The organism is Flavobacterium panici (assembly GCF_024499525.1).
Classification (GTDB): Bacteria; Bacteroidota; Bacteroidia; order Flavobacteriales; family Flavobacteriaceae; genus Flavobacterium; species Flavobacterium panici.
In genome coordinates this window covers 802,357-829,241 of sequence record NZ_CP100437.1, presented here as the reverse complement: position 1 = coordinate 829,241, position 26,885 = coordinate 802,357, and the positions used below count along the sequence as shown (strand labels likewise).

Sequence of the window (26,885 nt, the reverse complement as noted above, 5' to 3'; positions counted from 1 at the left end):
GACTCAAAATTTTGAGATTACTGCCAAAAATTGACCAATTCTTTTGTTTTTGTACCCATTATCTCAACAAAAGTTTGTGAAATTTAAAGAAATTGATGGACAATAATTCAAAATTCCTTACTTTCGCACCTCGTTTAAGAAAAGGATAAAATGAGTACAAAATTTACTGAGTACAAAGGACTTGACTTGCCAACTGTAGCGTCGGAAGTTCTTGATTTTTGGAAGAAAGAAAATATATTTGAAAAGAGTGTAACTACTCGCGAAGGTGCAGAGCCTTACGTATTTTTTGAAGGTCCGCCTTCAGCAAACGGATTACCAGGAATTCACCACGTGATGGCGCGTGCGATTAAAGATATTTTTTGCAGATATAAAACTCAAAAAGGCTTTCAGGTTAAAAGAAAAGCAGGCTGGGATACTCACGGTTTACCTGTAGAATTAGGAACCGAAAAAGAATTAGGAATTACAAAAGAAGATATTGGTAAAACAATTTCTATCGAAGAATATAACGAAGCGTGTAAAAAAACCGTAATGCGTTATACCGACGTATGGAATGATTTGACCGAAAAAATGGGATATTGGGTAGATATGGAAGATCCATATGTAACCTATAAACCAAAATACATGGAATCTGTTTGGTGGCTTTTAAAACAAATCTACGATAAAGGTTTGTTGTATAAAGGATACACAATTCAGCCATACTCTCCAAAAGCAGGAACAGGATTATCTTCTCACGAAGTAAATCAGCCCGGAGCTTACAGAGATGTTACAGATACTACAATCGTAGCGCAGTTTAAAACTTTGCCGGAAACGCTTCCGAGCTTTTTACAAGGTTTTGGAGATATTCACATCTTGGCCTGGACGACAACTCCTTGGACATTGCCATCGAATACAGCTTTAACGGTTGGGCCAAAAATCGATTATGTTTTAGTAAAAACATTCAATCAATATACTTTTGAGCCAATCAATGTTGTTTTAGCTAAAAACTTAGTTGGAAAACAATTTGGGAAAGGATTTTTTAAAGTTGATGATTCTGTTAGTTCAATTGATATAGATGATTTCTACATTAATAATTGTAATAGAAATTTCGATAATGATGAAATTTTAAATGAAGAAGGTAGAAAAAAGAGAATTGAATTAATCTTAGGAAAAGAATTTACTTATGAGCAATTTGGTCTGATAATTAATATTGTTGGAGCAAATAAAAGAATGGGTGGTTTGAAAGAGGTTTTAGATGTTGAGTTTAATAATGTTTTGACTGAAGAAGATATAGATCTTTTAGTAAAGAATAAAGTTAATCAAACAAATAAAACGATTCCATATAAAATTTTGGCAGAAGCCAAAGGTGCTGATTTAGTAGAAATTCGTTACGAACAATTATTGCCTTATGTTTTACCATACGAAAATGCTGAAAATGCCTTTAGAGTAATTGCCGGAGACTTCGTAACTACAGAAGATGGAACAGGAGTTGTGCATACAGCGCCTACTTTTGGTGCAGATGATGCTAAAGTAGCAAAAGAAGCAAAACCGGAAGTTCCGCCAATGTTAGTTTTGGATGAAGAAGGAAATCCAGTTCCTTTAGTTGATTTACAAGGGAAATTCACTTCTCATTTAGGTGATTTAGCAGGTAAATATGTTAAAAACGAATATTACGATGCAGGACAAGCTCCTGAGAAATCAGTAGATGTTGAAATCGCAATTCGATTAAAAGAAGAAAATAAAGCCTTTAAGGTTGAAAAATACGTACATAGTTATCCACACAGTTGGAGAACTGATGAGCCGTTGTTATATTATCCACTAGATTCTTGGTTCATAAAAGTAACCGATGTAAAAGATAGAATGTTCGACCTGAACGAAACTATCAACTGGAAACCTAAATCTACTGGTGAAGGACGTTTTGGAAATTGGTTGAAAAATGCCAACGACTGGAACTTATCTCGTTCTAGATATTGGGGTATTCCATTGCCAATCTGGAGAACGGAAGACAAAAAAGAAGAAGTTCTGATTGGTTCTGTTGAAGAATTATACAATGCGATCGAAAAATCGATCGAAGCTGGTTTTCAAAAAGAAAACCCATTTAAAGGTTTCGAAATCGGAAACATGTCTGAGTCAAATTATGATTTAATTGATTTGCACAAAAATGTAGTTGATCAAATTACTTTAGTTTCGGCTTCTGGTAAGCCAATGAAACGCGAAAGTGATTTAATTGACGTTTGGTTTGATTCTGGAGCAATGCCGTATGCACAATGGCATTATCCTTTTGAAAACAAAGATAAAATTGACGAGAACAAAGATTTCCCTGCAAATTTCATTGCAGAAGGAGTAGATCAAACTCGCGGATGGTTTTATACCTTACACGCAATCGGAACTTTGGTTTTTGATAAAGTAGCGTATAAAAACGTAGTTTCAAATGGTTTAGTTCTGGATAAAAATGGACAAAAAATGTCTAAACGTCTGGGGAATGCAACAGATCCTTTTGAAACAATTGCAGAATACGGCCCGGATGCCACACGCTGGTATATGATTTCAAATGCAAATCCTTGGGATAACTTAAAGTTTGATATTGAAGGAATTGCTGAGGTTCGCCGTAAATTCTTCGGAACATTATACAACACGTATTCATTCTTTTCGTTATATGCTAATATCGATGGGTTTAAATATGCAGAAGCAGAAATTCCGTTAAACGAAAGACCGGAAATCGATCAATGGATCATTTCTGAATTACATTCATTAATCAAATTTGTAGATGAATGTTATGAAGATTACGAACCAACAAAAGCAACAAGAGCAATTTCTGACTTCGTTCAGGAAAACTTAAGTAACTGGTACGTTCGTTTATGTCGTCGTCGTTTCTGGAAAGGTGAATATGCCCATGATAAAATTGCAGCTTACCAAACGCTTTATACTTGCTTGTTAACAATCAGCAAATTAAGCGCTCCCGTAGCTCCTTTTTTCATGGATAAATTGTACAGAGATTTGACAGCTTCGACAGGAACTGAGGATTTTGCCAGTGTTCACTTGGCTCAATTTCCAAAATTTGTCGAAAACTTTGTTAATAAAACGTTGGAAAGCAAAATGCAGAAGGCGCAAACAATCTCATCTTTGGTTTTATCATTGCGTAAAAAAGAGATGATTAAAGTACGCCAGCCTCTGCAAAAGGTAATGATTCCGGTACTTGACGAGAATCAGAGAGCTGAAATCGAAGCGATTTCTGACTTGGTAAAAGCCGAAGTAAACGTGAAAGAAATTGCACTTTTAGACGATGATTCGGGTATTTTAGTTAAGCAGATTAAGCCTAATTTTAAGGCTCTTGGACCACGCTTTGGAAAAGATATGGGGTTGATTTCTAAGGAAATACAAGCTTTTTCTGCAGATCAGATCAACCAATTAGACAAGCAGGGAACGTTAGATATTGTTATTGCTGGAAATAATGTAACTTTATCACTAGAAGACGTCGAAATAACATCGCAGGATATCGAAGGATGGCTGGTTGCAAATTCAAACGGAATTACAGTTGCACTAGACATTACAATATCTGAAGAATTGAAAAACGAAGGTATAGCGAGAGAATTAGTAAACAGAATTCAGAATATCCGTAAAGATTCAGGATTTGAAGTTACTGATAAGATCAAAGTACAAATAAAAAGAAACGGTCCATTAGAGGAAGCAGTTTCTAAAAATGAAGACTATATTAAGTCTGAGACACTAACAGATAATTTGGTTTTTGTTGACGCTTTAGAAAACGGCACAGAAATTGAGTTTGATGATATTAAAACATTGATATTAATTTCAAAATAAGTATAATACCATGATAGATGAAATTACAAGATACTCTGACGCTGATTTGGCAGAGTTCAAAGAAATAATCCAAAGCAAAATACAAAAAGCGCAAGCAGATCTTGATTTAATTAAGAGTGCTTACATGAATGATTTGAATAACGGAACTGATGATACTTCTCCAACTTTTAAAGCTTTTGAAGAAGGAAGCGAAACAATGTCAAAAGAAGCAAACTCTCAGTTAGCTATTAGACAAGAGAAGTTTATTCGCGATTTAAAAAACGCGCTTTTCCGTGTTGAAAACAAAACATACGGTATTTGCAAAGTAACAGGTAAATTAATCAGCAAAGAAAGGCTTAAAATCGTTCCTCATGCAACAATGAGTATCGAAGCTAAGAATTTGCAGAGATAATCAAAAATACATAATACAATAAGCGCTCCTTTTAGGGGCGTTTTTTTTGTTTAATGTTTTGACTTGTTTGATTTTGCTGATAAAACAACGTAATGAAAGAAATTATTTATAATTAGTCAAAATAAATTGATTTAAAAATAAATTGATTTTGTAAGAATGTTACAAGTATAATTACCTAAGAAATTTTACAATAGTCATAAAAAAAACCGTCTTTATCTATGACGGTTTTTAAAAGTAAAATTGTTACGCTAGATTTTTTTCTAAATCTGCTTTGTGTTTTCTTAAAACCGCTCTGGTCATCCCAAGATTTGCTTTTGTTGCATCTGCAGCAAGATAAATCATGAATTTTTTGTTTGGCGAAATGTCAATAATGTGAATTTGGTTTGAAAGCGTAATCAAAATATCTTCAATATCCTGATTTAAACCTAAGGCTTTTACCGCATTCAGTTTTGCTTTTACAACTTCGAGATTATAAGCAGCGGCCAGTTCGGGATCAAAAGCTGAATCTACTGTTATGTTACCAAAGCTTAATCCTGTCTCAATTTCTGTTACAGCTACAGCAATAAAGCCGTTTACGTTAGTTTTCATTTCATTCAAAAAAACGTTTAAAAAGTCGTTACTCATAGTTCTTGGGGTTTGTGGTTAATAGATGTATGTTTATTTTAATAGAGAATTTTTGCTGAGTTCTACAGATAATTCATCAGTAGAGTGCATTAAGATACCAAGGTTGCTTCCTTCACGTGAAAATGCAATCACGAAGTTAGAACCGCTGATTTTATTTCCGACGACAACCCCATCGGAACTTTTTAAGTAAAGTTGTTTTAAAGAGCCTTTTTCCAGGTCAATTAGAAATTTTTCGCTCATAGATAAAATTCCTGCACTCATTGCAGCAATACTGTCGCTGTAATCCAGATTAAGAGAAGTGATTAGTTTTCCTTTTCCGTTTAAGATTAAAGCTGCACTGGCTTTTGTTTCGACCAAAAAGTTGTTTAGAATAGTAGTTATTTCATTCATAGTTTTGTAAGATTTGAGGAAAGAGTTAAAATTAATTCGTTTTTGGTATATATTATCAAATGTAGTTGTGAATCTTCCTAAACAATTGTTAATTCTTTTTAACAAATATAAATTAAATTATGTATTATTGTAAAACCAAATCGTTAAATATTTTATTTTTTTACTTAAAAAACTTACACTATGGCTAAAGTATTGAAATTCAAAGATGTAAATTCCGATGTTGAACACAGAATGAAGGAATTTGAAAAATTACGCGTTAAATTTAAGGCAGAAGTTAAAAAAGCAGAAGCCAAGAGAGCTGCCGCTGGAAAACCCAGTAAAGGAATTTTTAAATCTATCTCAGAATTCTTTTCAGATAGTCCGGCAAATGCTGTTGCAAAAAGATAGATCAAAAACTAATAATAGAAGCAAATTATTTTGTTTAAGTTTTATTACAAAACAATTAACGTTCCCAAGGGAGCGTTTTTTTTGATTTAATTGTTATTTTTGCGCATCAAAAAATCATAAAATGTCATTAAGAAAAGCGTATTTCCTTATATTTTTAGTTCTAATTGTCGATCAGCTCTCTAAAATCTATGTAAAAACAAACTTCGTTCTAGGTGAAGAAGTGGTGCTTTTTGACTGGTTTAGAATTCATTTTATTGAAAATGAAGGAATGGCTTGGGGAACAAAAATTCCGGGAGAATACGGAAAATTGATTTTGACTGTTTTCAGAATCTTTGCAGTATTTGGAATTGGGTACTGGCTTGCTGATGCTGTTAAGAAACGTCACTCCACTTATTTGATTGTTTCAATAGCTTTAATTTTTGCCGGAGCCGCAGGTAATATTATCGATTCTGTTTTTTACGGAGTTATTTTTGATGACAGCACACATAATCTGGCAACACTTTTCTCGCCGCATCCATATGGAACCTGGTTTCATGGTTTAGTGGTTGATATGTTTTACTTTCCTATTTGGGAAGGTGATCTTCCATCGTGGCTTCCAATTTTTGGAGGAAAACATTTTATGTTCTTTAATGCTATTTTTAATGTTGCGGATATGGCGATTTCTACAGGTGTTGGAATTTTGTTGGTTTTCAATAAAAGAGCATTTCCAAAACACTAAATAGATTATATTTAAAATTCAAAAAAGAAATTCCGAATTCCAATGTTTGAGTGTTCATTGCACGCAGATATTGGAATTTGGAATTTTTATTTTTTGGAATTTGAAAACTTTACATTATTGAGGTTTGATATTATTGTACTATTTTTACAATACAAAAAACCAAACCTATGCAAAGTCCGTCTTTTTCCATTTATGATGCTTCTGCAGGATCAGGAAAGACGTATACTTTAGTTAAAGAATATTTAAAAATTATTCTTTCATCAAAAACTCCCGATGCTTACCGTAATATATTAGCCATAACTTTTACAAATAAGGCAGTTCATGAAATGAAAAGTCGTATTGTGGGAAGTTTGTCTGAATTTGCAAAAGACGAACCTTCTGCAAAAGCAGTCGATTTAATGGAAGATTTATCCCGAGATATCGGACTTTCACTTATTCAGATTAAAGTAAAAGCGCAAAGTATCATCAAGCATTTAATTCATAATTATGCTGCTTTTGATATTTCTACCATTGATAAATTTACGCATAAAGTAATTCGGGCTTTTGCACACGATTTAAATCTTCCCATGACTTTTGAAGTCACTCTGGATACCGAAAATTTATTGGTAGAAGCCGTTGATGCCATTATAGCCCAGGCAGGTCAGGATGAAACACTGACCAAATTGCTGATCGATTTTACAATGGAAAAAACCGACGATGATAAAAGTTGGGATATTTCCAGAGAAATTCTTGAAACCGGGCGCTTGGTTTTGAATGAAAATAATCGAAATGAAATTCTTCATTTTAACGATAAAACAATCGAAGAGTTTATTGAGATTAAAAAGAAAATGCTGGCTTTGTGCAAAGATCTGGAGTCAGAAAACGAACAGTTTGCAATAGAAGCACTTTCATTAATTGATAAAAACGGAATTGATTTAAAATCATTTTCAAGGGGAACATTCCCAAATCATCTTGAAAGTATTCGAGACGGAAAATTTAATCCACGAAATAAAACTTTTCATGAATTTGATGATATTGCCATTAATAAAACAGCAAAAGACAAATCATTAATTGAAAATATAATTCCGGAATTACTTCAAATTTTGGTCAAGGTTTATAAGAATTTTGAAAAACGAGATTTCTACAAAGCCTTTTTAAAAAATATTACGCCGCTTTCTTTGCTAAATACAGTGAGCAATGAATTGGCAAAAATTCAATCAGAACAAAATGTTTTATCCATTTCAGAATTCAATGCGATAATTCATCGTGAAATTCAAAATCAGCCGGCGCCATTTATCTATGAGCGCTTAGGCGAACGATATCGTCATTTTTTTATTGATGAATTTCAGGATACTTCAGAAATGCAATGGCAGAATTTAATTCCGTTAATCCATAATTCACTTTCCGGTGAAGATGATTATGGTAATAAAGGAACTTTAATGATTGTGGGCGATCCTAAACAATCTATTTACAGATGGAGAGGAGGAAAAGCCGAGCAGTTTATTGAACTAGGGAAAGAAGAAGTTTCTTTTTTTAGTCATGAAAAAGTGCTGAAACATTTAGATACAAACTACAGAAGTTATAGCGAGGTTATTAATTTTAATAACGCCTTTTTTAAATTGATTTCTTCTGAATTTATAAATGAGGATTATAAAGATTTATATGAAAATCATAGTTTTCAAAATACAAATTCAAAAAAAGGAGGTTATGTAAATATTTCTTTTCTTCCAATAATCGAAAAAAATGATTTTGCGGATGAAGAAGAAGTCGTTGAAAAATCAGATTTATATGTTTTAGCGACTTTAAATACAATTCAAAAAGTACTTCGGGAAGGTTTTAAATATAAAGACATTGTTGTTTTAACTAGAAAAAGAGATCAGGGAATTGCAATTGCAAATTACCTGACAGAGCAAAAGATTCCGCTTTTATCATCAGAAACATTAATGATTCAAAATGCGACAGAAGTTCGTTTGATAATTAATCTTCTGAGATATTTAAACAACAATGCAGATTTAGAATCAAAAGCCTATTTTCTTCATTTTTTAGCTGAAAATAAAGAAATCGAAATGCCAATCCACGATTTTATTGCTCAGGGAATGTCGCAGAAATTTGAAGAAGATTTTGAAAAATGGCTCTTGACATTTGATGTTTCGCTTTCTTTTGAAAATGTTCGAAAAAAATCACTTTATGAAGCCGTAGAAATAATCATTTCAAAATTTGTACCTCCGTCAGAAGGAAATGCGTACGTACAGTTCTTTCTGGATATTGTTTTAGAAAGAGATATTCGAAATCAAGCCGGAATTGCTGATTTTTTGAATTACTGGGATAAAAATGCTGAGAAATTTAGCATTCCGTCTCCGGAAGGAAATAATGCAGTTCGAATTATGACGATCCATAAATCAAAAGGTTTGGAATTTCCGGTTGTAATTATGCCTTTTGCAGAAGAAGATTATAACAGAAAACCAAAAGATAAATTATGGCTCGATACCGAAGAATCTGATTTAGGCGTACCAAAAGCCTTAATTGATAATAGTAGTGCAGTTGAAGGTTTTGGTGAAAGTGCCTCGGTGGTTTTTAATTTGAAAAAGCAGGAAGAATTACTCGATAATATTAATGTTCTATACGTTGCCTTAACACGTGCCGAAGAACAATTGTATATTATTTCCCAATCTTTAAAAGAAAGAAAAGACGGTGAATTTCCAAATAATATGGCATCGTATTTCATTAAATTTTTAATGCAACAAGGAGTTTTTGATTCTGAAAAGCTGGAATATGAATTTGGAAATAAAACAAAACTTTCTAAATCTGAAGAATCTGTTGATACTCTAAAGATAATTCCAATAGTAAAAGAAGTTTTAAATCCTAAAAACATTAAAATAGCACAGCGTGAAGCCTTAATGTGGGGGACACATCAGCAGGAAGCAATTTCGTATGGAAATATTGTGCACGAAATTTTGGCTTTTATAAAAGATAAGTCAGATATAGATCTTGCAGTTGTAAAAGCACTTGAAAATGGTTTAATTACGATTGATCAATCTGAAATGGTTTTAAAAACACTAAATGAAATTGTAAATCATGACGAATTAAGTATTTGTTTTGATGGTAATTATAAAGTTTTAAATGAACAGACAATAGTTCAAAAAGAGGGGAAGATTTTAAAACCGGACCGCGTTGTATTGACTAATAATAAGGAGGCTTATTTACTGGATTATAAAACTGGTGCAATTAACTCAAAATATCAGCAACAAATTCAAGAATATCAAGATGCTATTGAAGATTTAGGATATAAAGTGTTAAAAAAGGTTTTGGTATATATAGGATCGGAAATTGAAGTGGTAAATTTGTGAAAATATTAATCAGATGTTAAAGAAATAACTACTCTTTTTACGGGTTAAGTTGTTAATATTTAACGTTTTAAATAGATAAAAATGTACGGTAAAATTAAAGAGCATCTGCAAAGTGAGCTGCAGACAATCGAAGAAAATGGAATTTTTAAAAAAGAGCGAATTATAACTTCTGCTCAAGGTGCGGAGATTACAATTTCGACAGGAGAGACAGTTTTAAATTTTTGTGCCAATAATTATTTAGGTCTTTCGTCGCATCCAGAAGTAGTTCAGGCAGCAAAAGACGCAATGGATACACATGGTTTCGGAATGTCGTCTGTACGTTTCATTTGCGGAACTCAGGATATTCATAAAACACTAGAAAAAAAGATTGCAGATTTTTATGGTACAGAAGATACCATATTATATGCGGCAGCTTTTGATGCAAACGGCGGCGTTTTTGAACCTTTATTAGGAGAAAACGATGCGATTATTTCAGACAGTTTAAATCACGCTTCTATTATAGATGGAGTTCGTTTGTGTAAAGCAGCTCGTTATCGCTATGAAAACAGCAACATGGAAGATCTGGAACAGCAATTAATTAAAGCAACCGAAGCTGGAACTCGTTTTAAACTAATTGTAACCGATGGTGTTTTCTCTATGGATGGTTTAGTTGCTCCGCTGGATAAGATTTGCGACCTGGCAGATAAATACGATGCATTAGTTATGGTTGATGAATGCCATGCTGCCGGATTTATTGGTGCAACCGGAAAAGGTACACTCGAAGCAAAAGGAGTAATGGGACGTGTTGATATTATAACAGGTACATTAGGAAAAGCATTGGGTGGAGCAATGGGCGGATACACGACTGCCAAAAAAGAAATAATAGAAATTTTACGTCAGCGTTCCAGACCTTATTTATTTTCTAATTCATTAGCACCGGCAATTGTAGGAGCTTCCATAAAAGTTTTCGAATTATTAGAAAAAGATACAACGCTTAGAGATAAATTAGAATGGAATACTAATTACTTCAAAAAAGGAATGAAAGAAGCCGGATTTGATATAATAGATGGTGATTCTGCAATAGTACCTGTAATGTTGTACGATGCGAAATTATCGCAGACTATGGCTAATGAGCTTTTAAAACAAGGAATTTATGTTATAGGATTTTTCTTTCCTGTTGTTCCCAAAGACAAAGCAAGAATAAGAGTCCAGCTTTCAGCCGCTCATACTAAAGAGCACCTGGACAAGGCGATAGAAGCATTTAAATTAACAGGTAAAATGTTAAAAGTTATATAATTACCACATTAGTGTAATTTTTGTAGGTTTTTTTTAACATTTGATTTTGTATTTAAAAAATTTGGTGTTACTTTTGCTTGTAATTAACTAAATTGTAATTAAAAAAATTAAGTATGAAACATCTTAACAAACTTTTAGTTGCTGTAATGATGGTGATGGGTTTAAGTTCTCACGCACAAGACAGTAACAATCCATGGGCTATCTCTTTCGGGGTTAATGCTGTGGATACAAGGACTAGTGCAAGTCCAGATCATGTTGACTTTTTCCCTGCGCACTTTTCTCAGCCATTCGCAGTAAAAGACAATTGGAATATTCTTCCTTCTTTATCTTACATTGGTGTGTCTAGATATGTAGGTAGCGGTTTCTCAGTTGGTTTACAAGGATCTGTAAACAAAATTGATAAATATGTTCTTTATGCTCCAACTGCTGCTGGACATGATTCAAGAGGTATGATCGTTTACAATCCTGGAGACTTAATGTACTACGGAATTGATGCTACTATTAAATACAGCTTCCAAGAATTAATCAAATCTAAAGTGATTGATCCTTCGTTATCTGTTGGTGGTGGTTACACTTTCTTCGGAGATAGCAGCTACGGAACTGTAAATCCAGGTGCTGGAATTACTTTCTGGTTTACTGATGCTATTGGTCTTGAGTTAGCTACAAAATACAAATGGTCTGTAAGCGGAAATAGAGAAGAAGCGGATGGTGTTACTCCAGATGCTCCATCTCACTTCCAACACACTGCTGGTCTTGTATTCAAATTTGGTGGTAAAGACACAGACGGTGACGGTATCTACGATAAAGATGATGCTTGTCCAGATGTTGCTGGTTTAAAACAATTCAACGGATGTCCTGATACTGACGGAGACGGAATCGTTGATGCTTCTGATGCTTGTCCAAACGAATTTGGTTTAGCTGCATTAAACGGATGTCCTGATAGAGACGGAGACGGTGTTGCTGACAAAGATGACGCTTGTCCAGATACTGCTGGTTTAGCTGCATTAAAAGGTTGTCCTGATACTGACGGAGACGGAATCGCTGATAAAGACGATAAATGTCCTACAGTTGCAGGTCCTAAAGAAAATGGTGGTTGTCCTTTCTTAGACGCTGATAAAGATGGTGTTTTAGACAAAGATGACGATTGTCCTACAGTTGCTGGTCCAGCTAGTAACAGAGGATGTCCTGAAGTATCTTCTCAAGCTTTAGAAGATCTTAAAGTTCAAGCTAGAGCAATCTACTTTAACTCAGGAAAAGCTACTTTCAAAACTGGTGACAAAGAAACTCCAGCTAGATTAGACGCTATTAAAGAAATCCTTAAAAACTATCCAAACGCGAAATTCTCTATTGAAGGACACACAGATAGTACAGGTTCTGCTAAAATCAACGACAAATTATCTCAAGACAGAGCTGATGCTGTGAAAAATGCATTAATCGAAAGAGGTGTTAACGCTGAAAACTTAGAGTCTAAAGGATTTGGATCTTCTCAACCAGTTGCAAGTAACAAAACTGCTGCAGGTAAAGCACAAAACAGAAGAACTGAAATTAAACACATAGGTTCTAAATACCAAGGTAAACTATAATTTACTTTTGTAAATAAATACTAAAAGCCATTCTTAATTGAATGGCTTTTTTTATTTTTATACAATGATAAATACATCTTTCTTAGAGAAAATTGCAGCTGTCGTAATTCAGGATTATTCAGATAAACTTGCAGAAACTACTATTGTTTTACCTAACAAAAGGGCTAAGGTTTTTTTAATTGAAGCGCTTAAAAAAGAAACTTCTAAAACAATACTTTCTCCTGAAATTATAAGCATTGAAGATTTTGTGCAGGATGTTGCTTCAATTCGGTCTGTAGATTCAATTGAACTGTTATTTGAGTTTTATGAAGTTTATTTATTAGTTACTGAAAAGCAGCATCAGCAATCTTTTGAGTTGTTTGCGAATTGGGCAAAAACACTTTTGCAGGACTTTAATGAAATTGATCGTTATCTTCTTGAACCGAATCATGTTCTGTCTTATTTAAAAGATATTGAAGACATTAAGAAATGGGGAATAGAAGTCGAAAATAAAACTAAGCTTTTAGAAAACTATATTGACTTTTGGAAATTGCTACCTCTTTATTATGATTCATTATACAATCATCTTTTAAATAAATCAATTGGTTATCAAGGTTTGATTTATAGAGAAGCCGTAAATAATCTGAATCATTTTTCAAATACTATTTCCAATCGTAATTTTATTTTTGCCGGATTCAATGCCTTAAATGCAGCAGAAGAAAAAATTGTGCAGCATCTTTTAGCGCTTGATCAGGCCAAAATTTACTGGGATGTAGATCAGGCTTTTTTAAATGATCCTTTTCATGATGCAGGACTTTTTGTTCGTCGTTTTAAAGAAAGTTGGAAACATTATAAATTTCATCCTTTTGAATGGATTGTAGACGATTTTTCTCAAACCAAAAACATTCAGGTTATTGGTACACCAAAAACAATTGGACAGGCTAAACTGGCCGGAAGTATTATTGAGAATTTAATTAATGAAAATCCAGCTGCTTCTCTAGATAAGGTTGCAATAGTGCTGGGAGAAGAAAATCTTTTAATTCCGGTTCTGTATTCGCTGCCTTCATCGGTTGGGGCTTTAAATATTACAATGGGATATTCAGGGAAGAATAACCCTTCGCAGATATTGGTAGCTAAATTTTTCAAAATGCATACCAATGCGCTTTCACGTGCTGGCGGCAGTTATGTTTTTTATTATAAAGATGTTCTGGATGTTTTGACGCATCCTTTAGTTGAACCGTATGCCAAGACAAATCATATTGTTAGAATAATCAAAGAGAATAATTATACTTTTATTACGCTGAATAAGATTTTAGAGCTTAATCAAAATCCATCTGAATTGTTTTCTTTATTGTTTCAGAAATGGGAAAACGGATCTGTAGCGGTTCTTGAAAATATTTCGGCAATATTACTTTTGATAAAACAGAATTTTAGCAATGATAATGAAGAAGAGAAAATTGCTAAAACTTTTGTGTATGCTGTTTTTAAAGTGATTAATAAACTCATAAATTATTATTCGCAGCATAAACACATTGATAATATTGATACACTTCATGCTATTTATAAGCAGATTATTGATGTAGCTGAAGTTTCTTTTGAAGGGGAACCTTTGCGTGGATTGCAGATCATGGGAGTTCTGGAAAGCCGTGTTCTTGATTTTGAAACCGTAATTGTCACTTCGATGAATGAAGGTAAATTTCCGGCGGGAAAATCTCAGAATTCATTTATTCCTTATGATGTGAAAAAAGAATTAGGTCTACCCACTTTTAAAGAAAAAGATGCTATTTATACCTATCATTTTTATCATTTATTACAGCGCGCAAAAAATATCTATCTAATTTATAATACCGAAAACGACGGATTAGATGCCGGAGAACGCAGCCGTTTTATAACCCAGCTTGAAGTCGAAAAAAAATCAAAGCATAATTTGACTTTTGATATCTATAATCCGGTATTACCAGCTACGGCATATCAGCCAATGGTTATTCCGAAATCAGAAGCGGTTATGGAGCGTTTAAGAGAAATTGCAACTGCTGGTTTTTCTCCTTCGGCATTGACGAGTTATATCCGTAATCCAATTGAATTTTATTTTCAAAAAATCCTGCGAATTCGGGAAGTCGAAGAAGTAGAGGAGAACATCGCCTTAAATACACTCGGAACAATTATTCACGAAACATTAAAAGCGCTGTACGAACCTTTTATTGGAAAATTTATTTCAGAATCTGATTTATTAAACTGTTTTAAACTGTTAGATGATGAAGTATTAAAACAATTTAAATTGGTGTATAAAGAGGGTGAAATTAAAAAAGGGCGAAATCTTTTAGCTTTTGAAGTTGCAAAGCGAAATGTCTCTAATTTTTTGAAAATGGAATTAGAATCAGTTAAAAATGGAGATGCAATTAAAATTATTGCTCTGGAAACTAGATATGAAAGATATCTGCATCATCCAAGTTTACCATTTCCTGTTTTAATTGGCGGTGAAGTCGATAGAATTGAACTTCGTAACGGAAAAATAAGAATCATTGATTATAAGACCGGAAAAGTCGAAAAAACAAACGTTATACTTAAATCGTGGAACGGATTAACACAAGAGCTTAAAAATGATAAAATTATTCAGGTTTTAGCTTATGCGTTTATGTTTGAAGAAAATGCAGGAGATACTCCAATTGAAGTTGGAATTATTTCATTTAAAAATTTAAAGTCAGGATTTTTACCTTTTGGATTTAAAGAAGAAAAAGATCTGGATATTACAGTAAGCAAAGTAATTTTGAATAGTTATATAGAAGAAATAGTTGTATTGCTAAATGAAATATTTGACAGCAATATTCCTTTTGAAGAAAAAGTGTAACTAGTTACTTACAACGTTTTTAGCGTCAAAATTAATTTATTCTCAATTACTTGATCATTCAGAAAATTTCAAATTATCCATCGCTAAACAAAATTACCCTGTTTTTAACATTTGCCGGTTTGTTGGGATAATTTGAAATCAAAAGCGAAAATAAGATTTCAGAATAAAAAACCTTTATCTCAAATTTAAAATGAGTTTTTAGATCATTTTAAATTTACTTTTTAAAAGGATTTCTCAAGTAAATTGTTTGAAGTTTAAAGATTAAATTTAAGAATCCAAAAATTAAAAAGAAAAGAATAAGTCTTGTTTAGGACAATTTTGAAAATGTAATCCTGATCAAAAAGGATTGTTTTTTGCAAACAAATGTAAGCTTCACAGCATAAAGGAAAAAGCCGCAATTATTATTTAATAATAATTGCGGCTTTTTGTAAGTAGTTTTTAACTAAATATTTTTTTGAAGAAACCTTTCTTTTCAGATTCTTTTGAATTTGGAGTATTTACTGGTCCGTTTTCAAAGCGAAATCTTCTAAACTTCATCAGTTTTACATTTAAATCAAAGCGTAATTCGTCAACTGTTTTCATTGGAATAATTTTTAGCAAATTTAAGAAAAACTTCTATTAAACTGATTATCTGTACTTATCAAACCTATGTTTTGAATTTTTTGAACTAAAATGTTTCAATTTTGAGTAAATCTCTTTTTTCTGTTAAATATTTTTGAAGATTTTCTTTTAAAGATAGAGTTAAGTTATACTATAAATAAAAGTGAGTCAGATAGTTGGGTGTTCTGTTTTTTTTAACAAGTGTTCATCAAACAATTTTATTTATTAAAAATAACTTTGACATTCTTAAACATTTTAACATTATGATTGATTTAAATACATTGGTTGAAGAAACAGGCGCAGAGTCTGGAATTACCTTTAATATAGACGGAATTTTATTAGAATCTGTTAACCTTGAATATGACGGAAATGTTGCCGCAATGATTGGAATGATTTTAAAAATGTGTTTAGAAATGTCTGAAGATGTTAACAATGGTGACTTAAAACAAGTCATGATTAAAAACAATGACGGGATCGTGGTTGCAAATAAAGATCAGGATGATAATTGTGTTGCCTTGCTGTCTAAAGATATCAGTAAAATGGGCCTGCTGCTTAGAAAAATGGATACCGTTTTCAATAATTAATTTAAACCAATATATATAAAACATGTCAGATTTTTTACAGAATTTTCAAAATGATTTAAGAGAGAATGTTAGCGGATTTATTGCAGTTTCAGTAACTGAGGTTGAGACAGGAATGTCTTATTGCTCACTTTCTATAAATCCAGATTTCGATCCGGAATTAGCCTCTGCTTATAATCTAGAAGTTGTAAAAGCAAAATTAAACGCCATTAAAGCTCTAGGATTAGATCAAAAAATAAACGATATTTTAATTACACTAACAGATCAAATACATATTATAGACGTTTCTGAAGACGGACAGTATTTTATTTACTTAGCTGTTGATGCAAAAAAAGCGAATCTTGGATTAACAAGAGCGACTTTGGGGAAATTCAAAAAAGACATCATTTCAAAACTATAAGTTTTGCTTCTAATAAAAAAAGGCCATTTCGAAATTTCGAATGGCCTTTTTTGCTTTTAATATCTCAATTATTTAGTTGAAGAAATCTAACAAGATTGGTTTTAGTTCTTCTTTATTTTCGATGTGACTCATGTGTCCATCTTCAAAAGAAACCAATTCTACAGTTGTGTCTTCAATTTGAGCAAGACTTTCCTCGTAGTTTAAAACAGGATCTTTTTTACCTAAAATCAATAAAACCGGAAATCTGTTTTCGTGTAAAAGCCATTCGCGGTCTTTTCGTATTTTCATGCCTTCAAGCGAAGCCACAATTCCCTGCAAAGGAGTTTTTAAAGCTTGTTCCTTTACTTTTTCAATTTCGTCTGCTAAGCGGGTTCTGTTACTTTCGCTGAATAAATTCGCAATCGCCAAGCTTACAAAGTTTACATAATTTTGTTTTACTGCTTTAATGGCGCGCGTTCTGTTTAATTTTTTTTCGGCACTATCTTCTTTAGAAGTCGAATTTAGTAAAACTAATTTTTTAATGTTTTCCGGGAATAATTCGGCGAAAGCCAAAGCAACATAGCCGCCCATAGAATGACCTAAAATAGTTGCTTTTTCAATTTTTAAAGATTCTAAAACTTCGTAAACAACACTTGCATTGTTTTCCATTTCATGAACGTAACCTAAAGAATCAGATTCTCCGTGACCTAATAAATCGATTGTAATGACACGATATTTTTCTGAAAACAATTCAACATATTCTGCCCACATTTTTTTGTTTTCCAAAAAGCCATGAAGCAGTACAATTGCGCTTCCTTCTCCAGAGTCAGTAAAAGATATTTTGGTGTTTTTATATAAAATGTTTTTCAAAACGATATTTTTTGTTGTGATAAGCAAAGTTAAGAAAGCTGAAGTAAAATATTGTGATGTCTTGATTTAATTGGGAAATCTTTAGAATAATTATAGATTTATTTATAACAGAGCGATATTTCTTCTCTAAAAATTTGATGACCTATTTCATTTACCTGCATAATTTCTAAATTTTTTATTTTTAAAATTAAATAAATGATACTGTAGAATACTACGGTCTTTGAGTGTACTTAAGCTGTTTTTAAGAACATTAAGTGATTTTGTTATTTTAAATTAGTCTTAATTATGTGTTTAATTACTTTTAATTCTATATTTTTGCACCGTTATTATATTTTATCAGAATGGCATTAGTTAGTGATTTGACCACCAAAGTATTATTTGAAACCGAAAAAGGATACAGTTATCAATGTGATTTGACGAATAGTATAATCATCAATTTTGTTGATACTGTTTCAAGTTATAAAATTCATGATTTTTTGATTTTTCAAAGAAAGGTTAATAGCGTTGACATTCTTAATATGCTTTATGACTTATCTGATCAGTCAGACGCGCAGCTGATTGAAACTACCAAAAGAAATTTTTCCAGAAATCTTACTATCTGTGAAATAGTGCAGTTAAGAGATTTATTAAACGGAACAAAATTTACCCTCAACTTACACTCTTTGCTTTGTAATACGGTCAACGTCGAGCTTATTTAGATTCTTACTTAGATTAAATCCAAATTTTCAGGCGTTTAGAGCTGTCTTCTTTAATTTTTGTAATTTTACATATATAAAAAATTAAAGGTTATGAAAGATTTACTAAGAACCAGTACTTCATTAGTTGAAGGAATAGAAAATATATTGAACTTACAGGCAAAAATTGAAAGCGACGCTTCTAATAAATATTTAGCTATGGCTGCATGGCTGGATAGAAACGGTTATGCACATACAGCATCGTATTTGTATAAGCAAGCTGAAGAAGAGAGAGAACATTTTCTAAAAATTTTTAAATTCATTACAGACATGGGAGGGATTGCAGTTACGCCATCTGTTCCAGAAGTGCAGCAAGAATTTGCTTCTTTTAGAGAAGTGTTTGAAATTGCTTTGCAAAACGAAATTGCAGTTACTCAGGCAATCAATAGAGTAATTGCAAAATGTAGAGCCGAAAATGATTATGCTACAGAAGATTTTATGATGTGGTATGTGGCTGAGCAAAGAGAAGAAGAGAAAAACGCAAGAAGAGCTTTAGAACTTTTCGAACTGATCAACGGAAACGAAGCTGACGGTAAATTTCAATTAGATCTTCAGATTTCAAAAATCGGATAATAAACGTTTATAAAACAAAAAAGCCCTTAATAACATTAAGGGCTTTTTTTTATGATTTTAAAAATGAATTAATATCCGAGAAGTATTTTTCTCTCGCATCAAGCCATCCGTAATGTTTAGAATGTTCTAATAAAATTAGTTTAGAATTTGGAAAAGTTTGATGTGCCAATTCTCCAATTTCATTACTGATAATATCTTCTTTTCCCTGAATAATTAAAACCGGATTTTGGAAGGTTTTTAGCTTGTCTTTGCAGTCAAAATTCATTTTCTGCATATCAGACCATAGCAAACCATTTATTGTCGAATTTCCCTGTGTTAACCTTTCGGCAATTATCGGGATAAATTTACGATCGTAAACATAAGCCGGAGCCATTGCTCTTCCGCGTCCAAGTCTTGCTTTGTGAGACGTGTCGCCTTTTTCAATTTTATCATTCCAGTAATCCAGAGAATCTTTTTCAACTTTGCTTAAACCCGCTTCAATTAAATTTGGACTTTTTAATAAAGTCAAATCAACGCCGCCAGATGATGATAAAATCAATTTGTCAATACTATTAGGATAAACCGTCGCATAATACGAACCTAACATTCCGCCAAAAGAATGCCCCAGAATATTCCATTTTTTAATTTTAAGATGTTTTCGTAACGATTCGATATCATCGGCCATTATTTTCATTGAAATGGTCTTAGTATCTAATTTTGAAAGTTTCGATTTTCCGGTTCCTCTTTGATCGTAAATAATCGTTTGCTGATTTTCGCCCAGCGTTTTCGCCATATCTTCAAAACCATTGCTGTTCATTCCCGGGCCGCCGTTTATAATTAAAAGCGGTTCACCTTTTCCAAAAGTTTTGTAATAAGTTTTACTTCCGTCAGTATTAACTGCATAGCCTTCTGTCTGGGCAAAAATGTTTCCCAAAAACAATAAAAATCCAACTAGAAAAATCTTTTTCATCGTGAACTAAGAATTCATCAACGTTTCGATTTCATCCACTTCAACAGGAATATTGCGCATTAAGTTAAAAGGTTCTCCTTTTTCCTGAACCACAACATTATCTTCCAAGCGAATTCCGAATTTCTCATCCGGAATATAAATTCCAGGTTCAACCGTAAAAACCATATTTGCTTTCATTGGTTCGTGAAGCAAACCGTAATCGTGCGTATCAAGACCTAAATGATGAGAAGTTCCGTGCATGAAATATTTTTTGTAAGCCGGCCATTCTGGGTTTTCGTTCTGAACATCGGCTTTAGAAATTAAACCTAAACCAATTAATTCTGAAGTCATAATTTTACCCACTTCAACATGATATTGTTTCCAAAGTGTTCCCGGAGTCAGCATTTTTGTAGCTTCATTTTTAACTCTTAAAACAGCATTGTAAACCGCTTTTTGACGATCAGAAAAACGTCCCGAAACTGGAATCGTTCTGGTCATATCGCTGGAATAATTCGCATATTCTGCTGCAACGTCTAATAAAATTAAATCTCCCGCTTTACATTGCTGATTGTTTTCAATATAATGTAAAACATTGGCATTGTTTCCAGAAGCAATAATTGGCGTGTAAGCAAAACCTTTAGAACGGTTACGGATAAATTCATGAGCTAGTTCAGCTTCGATTTCATATTCTGTAACATTTGGTTTTACAAACGAAAGCAATCTGCGGAAACCTTTCTCCGTAATATCACAAGCTTGCTGAATCAAATCAATTTCTTCGCTTTCTTTTACAGAACGAATTCTTTGTAAAATTGGGTTACTTTTCGCAACATTATGCGCTGGGTAACGATCTTTCCACCATTTTACAAAACGAGCTTCGCGAGTTTCTACTTCAACAGTTGCGCGATAATGTTCATTTGTATTGATGTACATCGTATCGGCATACGTCATCATTTCGTTCAAAACTTTATGAAAATCCTGTAACCAATAAACCGTTCTAATTCCCGAAACCTGAAACGCGCGTTCTTTAGTCAATTTTTCACCTTCCCAAACTGCGATATGATCATTAGTTTCTCTTAAAAAAAGAATTTCTCTTTGGTTTTCATAAGGCGCATCCGGAAACAAAAGCAAAACACTTTCTTCCTGATCTACACCGCTTAGATAAAAAATATCTCTGTGCTGTGCAAACGGCAAAGTACTGTCGGCACTAATTGGGTAAATGTCATTTGAGTTGAAAACGGCAACAGAATTAGGTTTCATTTCTGCCGTGAATTTTTTGCGGTTTTTTACAAAAAGAGCGCTGTTTATTTGATGATATTTCATAATAACTTAGTTTTTGAACTTCGAATTTCAAAATTAGTGATTTTTGAATAAGTGGCGTATAATTGATTTATTAAAGTTTTCTTATTTGTTTTTGGGTTTGCCACGAAGGCGCTAAGGCACAAAGTTTTTTCTTCAAACTGTAATGAAATAATCTCGCAAAGTCGCAAAGACGCAAAATTTATGACTTTTTTGTCTTCCTGAGCGAAGTCGAAGTATTAGCGCAAAGTTTTACACAATCTTGTCATCTCGACGAAGGAGAGATCTTCGTAAGGAACTCGACAAAGATTGAGAAACAAAAAGTCTTGTCATTTCGAGGAACAAGAAATCGCACTAGAAACTCGACAAAGATTGACGATTCTCTTTGTAGATTCCCGAGTGCGATTTCTCCTCCGTCGAAATGACAATATTGAGAAAATATCATAACCTTAATTTGGGCGTGCCCCTCCGGGTCGGGCTTTCGGCTATATCTTTTATTCCGCTCCGCTGCATAAAAGGATACCGCCTCTATCCCTCACGCGGATTTTTACGAGAAAGTTATAGTTTTGTAAGAAAGATTAGTCGGTCCGATTTGGGATTTTGTATATTGTGAACAAAATTAAAGATAGGCTCTTTGGGTGCTTTTTTATTAATGCTTAAATAATAAAATCAAAAAAATATGGAAGATAACTATGATAATTATACTCCTTTAGAAAGCAGGGGAACACAAAAAAATCTTATGCGTTTTGGCGCAATCTCATGTACAATAATTGGAATAGGGTTGACATTTTATTATATTCAGTTAGTTGCTAAATCACATTCTTTGCCAAAAGATGGCCAGGTTTTAAATTTAACTAATTTTGGTGCTTTTGGAGATTTTATTGGAGGTATTGTTGGTACTATCTTTTCTTTGGCAGGAATCTTTTTTCTTTATTTGACACTAAAAGAGCAAAGGGAAAATTTCACGAAAGAAAGATTAGAAAATAATTTTTTTGAAATGATAAAATTTCATAGAGAAAATGTAAATGAACTTGAGTTTACATATTGTGAGAATAAAAAGGAAGAGAAGGTTACAGCTGTTAAAAGAAAAGTATTTAAAGTTATTTATGGACAGTTCAAAGATTTATGGTCAGAAACAAATTTTCTTTTTGAAAATACAAATGTTAATGACATTTATTTAGAATCTTTTTTGAAGGAAGTGACAGGTAATGATAGTTTTAAGTGTTTAAAGCAATTGTCGCAAATTGATATAGTTTATTTAATCGTTTTTTTTGGGTTAAGCAAAGAGGATATTATAACAATAAAAACAATTTGTAAAAATAAATATAAAGAACAATTTCTAGAGAATGTAATTTCAGTAGCAGTATTAAAGCCCAAAAAAGAATCTGATTATTGGAAAGAATGGAATATAATTAATGAAATTAAAGATTTTGGTATAAAGGCTCATATTATTGATTCATTTTATAAAAAGAGGAATAATAGATTTATTCTAGATCCTATAAATGATTTATTTTTTAATTATCAAACAGTAAATGTTTATTATGAAGATAATTATTTTAAGTATTATGGAGGGCATCAATTTCGGTTAGGGCATTATTATCGTGGTATTTTTCAAAACATTAATTTTATAAATGATCAAATATATCTTAAATATGAAGAGAAATATTCGTATGTAAAATTATTAAGAGTTCATCTATCTAATTATGAGCAAATATTACTTTTTTTGAATAGTATTTCATCCATTGGTAGAAAATGGGAATTTGACAGAAAATCAAACGACATCAATAATAGGTTAATTACTAAATATAATTTAATAAAAAACATTCCAAGTGAGAAAGTTATTGATGTTATTTCAATAGAAGATTATTATCCTTTAGTTAATTATGAGTCAATCAAATTAGATAATCAAAAGCAAAAAAGCAAGATTGTGAAATGTTATAAATAATTAATTTGTTTAAAATAAATATTCTGGATATTTAATCCTAATAAGAAGATAAAAAAAACCGAAGCTAATCCAGCTTCGGTTTTTCATTACTTAGAGTTAAATCTTTTTGGTAATTATTTTTCTTTAAGTAATTTTTCTAAATAAGTTGCTTTATCTTTTTCGATTTGAATCAATCTTTCGTAAAGTTGTTCATTCTTTTCAATAGTTTCCAGAAGTTTATCTAGCGGATTAAAAGAGCATCCATAACTTATTACGGAAGAACCAGTATTGTTTTCTATTTCAATAGTATTTCCAATAATATTAAAAACAGCATCTTCAGAAAAATTTTTAATAGCTTCACTTGAAACTCCTAATGCATCAGCAATAGTTTTTAATTTTTCGTCGTCAACGCTTTCGCTTCCTTCAATAATAGAAATCGATTGTTGAGTTGTGCCAATTGCCAGCGCAAGCGCTTCCTGCTTCATGTCTCTCAGTTCTCTAATTCGGCTTATGTTTCGGCCAATATGTTTTGGTTTTGCTGTGCTCATAGTTCAAAGATATTCAAAATTTTTTTATCTTCTTTGGTTTGTGTAGAAAACAAGTTTGTATTTGTGAGATACATTTTTGAATTATTTACTGTTTTACAAAAGTACAATTTTTCTGATAATTATTGATTTTAAATTTAGAATTGTGTAATCTTGAATGTTGAAAATTATTTAATTAAGCGCAAGAAAATTATAAATGAAATATGTCATATTCAAAAAGAATAGCTGTTTTGTCTTTAAGAAGAGGGATTAAACCCCAAAGAGATGTAATTATTGGAGTGGCTGATTCTGCAATAATTAATTCAAGTTATTTATCTGATTTTAATTTGAGTTCGATAAATAAAATTGTAATTAAATTAGAGGAATTAGTTAGAAGTGATGGAGGAGGGTTTATCTGGGGACAAGAATATATTATGATTGATTCTTCTCCTGAAATTTCATTTTGTGAAAATGACTTAGATAAAGAAACTTTACCAGATGTCCCAACTATTTCATTATTAAAGTTAATGATTGAAATTCAGAAAATAAAAACTGAATATCAAAATCCTGATAACCTTAAAAAAATAATTGGACAGGTTTTTGCCATTATAAAATCAGATCCGGACAATCATAGAAGATGGACAGAATCAGATACAGATTTTGCAGTTACTATTAATGATGTCTATATAGTACTTGTGCTAGTGTCCGAAGATTTTGATTTGACTGTAGAGGAATATGTGAGTCAATTACAGACTACTTTTTATTAGTTTATCAAGATGTAATAAATGTCGTTGATTATAAAAAATATGAGACCAAAAATTAAAATCAGAAAAATACAAAACCAAGACCTAAACTTCGTCTACCAAGCAATCTGCGAACTCGAAAATGAAGTTTTAAATTTTAAAATTTTCGAAGAAATTTTCAATGAAAATATCTCAAACCCAAAAAATCTTTATCTAATTGCCGAAAACGAAAATGAAGGTTTAGGATTTGTTAGTTTTCACACCCAAAATCTTCTCAATCATTGCGGATTGGTTGGTGAAATACAGGAGTTTTTTATTCATCAAAATTATCGTGGTCAAGGCGTTGGAAGATTATTAATAAATGAGATTTTAAATTTTGCAGATCAAAATTATTTAAAAAGTATCGAAGTTACCACAAACAAAAAACGAGTAGAAAATGTTGCGATTTATGAAAATCTTGGTTTTGAATTAAGTCATAATAAGTTTACGATTTATAAATAATTATTCTCAAAGATTTCAATAGCCCCCAGTTTCAACTGGGGGTAATATTGGGACAAAAAGACAAGGCTTTAGCCAAAAAGGAGTATTTAGGCTAAAGCCATTTATATTAAACTTTCTTAACCTCCAGCTAAAGCTGGAGGCAATTTAATTTATGTGTGACGACCTTTGTCAAAGTTTAAAACTTTGACAAAGGTTTTTTTTGGCGCAAAGCTTGTCATCCTGAGCGAAGTCGAAGGACACGCAAGGAGCTCCGCTTGCCAAATCACCAATCTTTGTCGAATTCCGAGTGTGATTCTTCGTTCCTCAGAATGACAAACTGTGTGTAAAACAAAAAAACCGAAGCAATCAGCTTCGGTTTTTTATTGGAATTTGTGATTTCAAAAATTGGAATTTAATCTACCCATTTATAATATCTCGCTCCAATCAAAACTGGAATCTCTTTTTCAATTCGGTCTAAAACCCATTCATTTTTTGGAGTTCTTACGCTTTGTTTTAGTTCTTTTTTATGAAGACTTTCATAAGTATTGAAATCAATTTCTACGCTTTCCGCTAAATTTTCAAAAAGCTTGACATCTGCCAAAGCCGATTTCCATTCGGGTTGAATTGTTCCTTCAAAAACTTTAGATTTTGATCCGCTTCCGTAAGCCAGGAATCCGAATTTAGTTCCCGAAACGTCTTTGTTTGTATCATAAAAATGAGCCAAAGTCGATAACAATCCCATGAAAATAGAACCTGTATAAAGGTTTCCAATTAAGGAAGAAGCTAATTCTGCTGGTTGTAATTTCTCAGTTACAAAACTTTTGTAATCGTCTGATTTTGCAACTTCCTTAATTTTTGTCTGATAATCTGCAGGTGCAATATCATCGGCAATAATTTTTTCGGCGCTGTCTAAAGCATAGATTTCAGATAACATTCTTCTTCCTTGAAAAGAATATGGCAAATGCATCACAATACTATGCCAAGTGTTGTATAACGTTTCGGTTGTATTTTTTAATTTTTTAAATGAAAAGTAAGCATTTCGCGTACGATCCATATAACATTGGTTAGAATATTGACCGTCAAAAACCGGCTGATCTTTGTGGATTTCGATTTCGGCTTCTAAATTGTCAAACCAGGAATCATTGTTGGTGTTTTTTGTGATTTCTTCTTTAGAGATAGTTCTGTATGGTTTAAAGAAATCAAAAACGCCTTTTGTGCTTGTTGCCCAATTATCATCAAAAGCAATAATTTTTGGATTTGCCGTAATCAACATCGCCACAGCTCCGGCACCTTGCGTATATTCCCCGCCAGAGTTTAAATCGTATTTTGCAAAATCGGTCGTAACTACAATTGCTTTTTTGGCCGGATTTAATTTTACAAAATCAAGACAGTTTTGCAAAGCGTCAACTCCGCCAATACAGGCAAAAGTAAAATCTACAACATCGCATTCTGCCAAAGAATCTTCACCAAATTTTTGCTCCATTAAATTAATTAAATAAGAAGCAATTGGTTTTGAACTGTCGATTCCGCTTTCGGTACCGACATAAATTCGGCTTATTTCGTTTAGGTTGATTTTATTATCAGTAATAAGTTTAGTTAAAGCATTTGCTCCAAAAACAACCGCATCCTGATGAACATCCGGAAAAGTCATTTTAAGTAATCCAAGACCTTTTTCTAATTTTTCTGGTTCAATATTTCTGGCAATTGCCAAAGTTTTTATGGGTAAGTGTATGTTTGCAACATCAAAAGAGATGGCATCAATTCCTGTTTTCATTCTTATTTTTTTGAGCTGCTAAAGGTAAAACTATGTTATGGAATGACAATTTTTTGCTTACATAAAATTATGTACAGCTGGTACTTTTGAAGAAAACAAATCAAAACTTTGAATAAAATATCAATATCATAATTTTTAGGAAACTCATAAGTATTGAAATTAG

Annotated in this window: 23 protein-coding genes; 15 read left to right on the top strand and 8 right to left on the bottom strand. The window is 32.3% G+C overall.

Translation table 11 applies throughout. From position 1 onward, the window contains the following. Positions 1–150: 150 nt before the first annotated feature. A complete protein-coding gene (gene ileS, locus NLJ00_RS03885) occupies positions 151–3,795 on the top strand; it encodes an isoleucine--tRNA ligase (RefSeq protein WP_256636296.1) in 3,645 nt (1,214 codons plus the stop codon). A gap of 10 nt (positions 3,796–3,805) precedes the next feature. Beyond that, the gene (locus NLJ00_RS03880; protein WP_017497677.1) at positions 3,806–4,186 is read left to right on the top strand and encodes a TraR/DksA family transcriptional regulator; all 381 of its coding nucleotides are present in this window, start codon (positions 3,806–3,808) and stop codon (positions 4,184–4,186) included. 243 nt (positions 4,187–4,429) lie between these two features. Here NLJ00_RS03880 and NLJ00_RS03875 read toward each other — a convergent pair whose 3' ends face one another. Together NLJ00_RS03875 and NLJ00_RS03870 are read right to left on the bottom strand one after the other, a co-directional pair. Further along, positions 4,430–4,810 (bottom strand): hypothetical protein, encoded by a 381-nt coding sequence (locus NLJ00_RS03875; protein ID WP_053473353.1) that lies wholly within the window; start codon positions 4,808–4,810, stop codon positions 4,430–4,432. Between the two features lie 33 nt (positions 4,811–4,843). Further along, positions 4,844–5,200: a roadblock/LC7 domain-containing protein gene (locus NLJ00_RS03870; RefSeq protein WP_053473352.1), complete on the bottom strand. Its 357-nt coding sequence runs from the start codon at positions 5,198–5,200 to the stop codon at positions 4,844–4,846. Positions 5,201–5,380: 180 nt separating this feature from the next. Here NLJ00_RS03870 and NLJ00_RS03865 point away from each other — a divergent pair, with 180 nt between their 5' ends. The 6 genes from NLJ00_RS03865 (at position 5,381) to NLJ00_RS03840 (ending at position 15,316) form a co-directional block, all read left to right on the top strand. Further along, positions 5,381–5,587: a hypothetical protein gene (locus NLJ00_RS03865; RefSeq protein ID WP_053473351.1), complete on the top strand. Its 207-nt coding sequence runs from the start codon at positions 5,381–5,383 to the stop codon at positions 5,585–5,587. 121 nt (positions 5,588–5,708) lie between these two features. Beyond that, positions 5,709–6,305 (top strand): lipoprotein signal peptidase, encoded by a 597-nt coding sequence (locus NLJ00_RS03860; protein ID WP_073485592.1) that lies wholly within the window; start codon positions 5,709–5,711, stop codon positions 6,303–6,305. Positions 6,306–6,472: 167 nt separating this feature from the next. Beyond that, entirely contained in the window at positions 6,473–9,631 is a 3,159-nt protein-coding gene (locus NLJ00_RS03855) for a UvrD-helicase domain-containing protein (protein ID WP_256636295.1), read from the top strand. 81 nt (positions 9,632–9,712) lie between these two features. Next, positions 9,713–10,906, top strand: coding sequence for a glycine C-acetyltransferase (gene kbl / locus NLJ00_RS03850; protein WP_256636294.1), 1,194 nt, complete (start codon positions 9,713–9,715; stop codon positions 10,904–10,906). A gap of 113 nt (positions 10,907–11,019) precedes the next feature. Next, positions 11,020–12,489 carry an OmpA family protein gene (locus tag NLJ00_RS03845; protein WP_180855893.1) on the top strand — a complete coding sequence of 490 codons (1,470 nt, stop codon included), beginning with the start codon at positions 11,020–11,022 and terminating at the stop codon, positions 12,487–12,489. A 64-nt stretch (positions 12,490–12,553) separates the two neighbouring features. Next, positions 12,554–15,316: a PD-(D/E)XK nuclease family protein gene (locus NLJ00_RS03840; protein ID WP_180855891.1), complete on the top strand. Its 2,763-nt coding sequence runs from the start codon at positions 12,554–12,556 to the stop codon at positions 15,314–15,316. Positions 15,317–15,754: 438 nt separating this feature from the next. Here NLJ00_RS03840 and NLJ00_RS03835 read toward each other — a convergent pair whose 3' ends face one another. Continuing rightward, positions 15,755–15,898 (bottom strand): hypothetical protein, encoded by a 144-nt coding sequence (locus tag NLJ00_RS03835; protein ID WP_165590703.1) that lies wholly within the window; start codon positions 15,896–15,898, stop codon positions 15,755–15,757. Positions 15,899–16,179: 281 nt separating this feature from the next. Between NLJ00_RS03835 and NLJ00_RS03830 the strand changes: the two genes are divergently transcribed. Both NLJ00_RS03830 and NLJ00_RS03825 read left to right on the top strand, forming a co-directional pair. Further along, a complete protein-coding gene (locus NLJ00_RS03830) occupies positions 16,180–16,500 on the top strand; it encodes a roadblock/LC7 domain-containing protein (RefSeq protein ID WP_053473346.1) in 321 nt (106 codons plus the stop codon). Positions 16,501–16,522: 22 nt separating this feature from the next. Further along, positions 16,523–16,897, top strand: a complete 375-nt coding sequence (locus tag NLJ00_RS03825; RefSeq protein WP_053473345.1) for a hypothetical protein — start codon at positions 16,523–16,525, stop codon at positions 16,895–16,897. 72 nt (positions 16,898–16,969) lie between these two features. Here NLJ00_RS03825 and NLJ00_RS03820 read toward each other — a convergent pair whose 3' ends face one another. Continuing rightward, on the bottom strand, positions 16,970–17,746 hold the full coding sequence (locus tag NLJ00_RS03820) for an alpha/beta fold hydrolase (RefSeq protein WP_256636293.1): 777 nt from the start codon (positions 17,744–17,746) through the stop codon (positions 16,970–16,972). 341 nt (positions 17,747–18,087) lie between these two features. On the opposite strand from NLJ00_RS03820, the gene NLJ00_RS03815 reads away from it, so the two are divergent. Together NLJ00_RS03815 and NLJ00_RS03810 are read left to right on the top strand one after the other, a co-directional pair. Further along, entirely contained in the window at positions 18,088–18,444 is a 357-nt protein-coding gene (locus NLJ00_RS03815) for a hypothetical protein (RefSeq protein ID WP_035653111.1), read from the top strand. Between the two features lie 90 nt (positions 18,445–18,534). Beyond that, positions 18,535–19,053 (top strand): ferritin, encoded by a 519-nt coding sequence (locus NLJ00_RS03810; protein ID WP_180855885.1) that lies wholly within the window; start codon positions 18,535–18,537, stop codon positions 19,051–19,053. A gap of 49 nt (positions 19,054–19,102) precedes the next feature. On the opposite strand, the gene NLJ00_RS03805 is transcribed toward NLJ00_RS03810, so the two are convergent. Beyond that, positions 19,103–20,002, bottom strand: coding sequence for an alpha/beta fold hydrolase (locus NLJ00_RS03805; RefSeq protein ID WP_256636292.1), 900 nt, complete (start codon positions 20,000–20,002; stop codon positions 19,103–19,105). Between the two features lie 6 nt (positions 20,003–20,008). Further along, on the bottom strand, positions 20,009–21,301 hold the full coding sequence (locus tag NLJ00_RS03800) for an aminopeptidase P family protein (RefSeq protein ID WP_256636291.1): 1,293 nt from the start codon (positions 21,299–21,301) through the stop codon (positions 20,009–20,011). A 655-nt stretch (positions 21,302–21,956) separates the two neighbouring features. Here NLJ00_RS03800 and NLJ00_RS03795 point away from each other — a divergent pair. Next, the gene (locus NLJ00_RS03795; RefSeq protein WP_256636290.1) at positions 21,957–23,222 is read left to right on the top strand and encodes a putative phage abortive infection protein; all 1,266 of its coding nucleotides are present in this window, start codon (positions 21,957–21,959) and stop codon (positions 23,220–23,222) included. A 113-nt stretch (positions 23,223–23,335) separates the two neighbouring features. Here NLJ00_RS03795 and NLJ00_RS03790 read toward each other — a convergent pair whose 3' ends face one another. After that, a complete protein-coding gene (locus NLJ00_RS03790) occupies positions 23,336–23,749 on the bottom strand; it encodes a helix-turn-helix domain-containing protein (RefSeq protein ID WP_256636289.1) in 414 nt (137 codons plus the stop codon). Between the two features lie 200 nt (positions 23,750–23,949). Between NLJ00_RS03790 and NLJ00_RS03785 the strand changes: the two genes are divergently transcribed. Beyond that, the gene (locus NLJ00_RS03785) at positions 23,950–24,492 is read left to right on the top strand and encodes a hypothetical protein (protein ID WP_256636288.1); all 543 of its coding nucleotides are present in this window, start codon (positions 23,950–23,952) and stop codon (positions 24,490–24,492) included. Between the two features lie 39 nt (positions 24,493–24,531). Continuing rightward, positions 24,532–24,969 (top strand): GNAT family N-acetyltransferase, encoded by a 438-nt coding sequence (locus tag NLJ00_RS03780; RefSeq protein ID WP_256636287.1) that lies wholly within the window; start codon positions 24,532–24,534, stop codon positions 24,967–24,969. A 391-nt stretch (positions 24,970–25,360) separates the two neighbouring features. On the opposite strand, the gene NLJ00_RS03775 is transcribed toward NLJ00_RS03780, so the two are convergent. Continuing rightward, a complete protein-coding gene (locus NLJ00_RS03775; RefSeq protein WP_256636286.1) occupies positions 25,361–26,722 on the bottom strand; it encodes a hydroxymethylglutaryl-CoA synthase family protein in 1,362 nt (453 codons plus the stop codon). Positions 26,723–26,885: the final 163 nt, after the last annotated feature.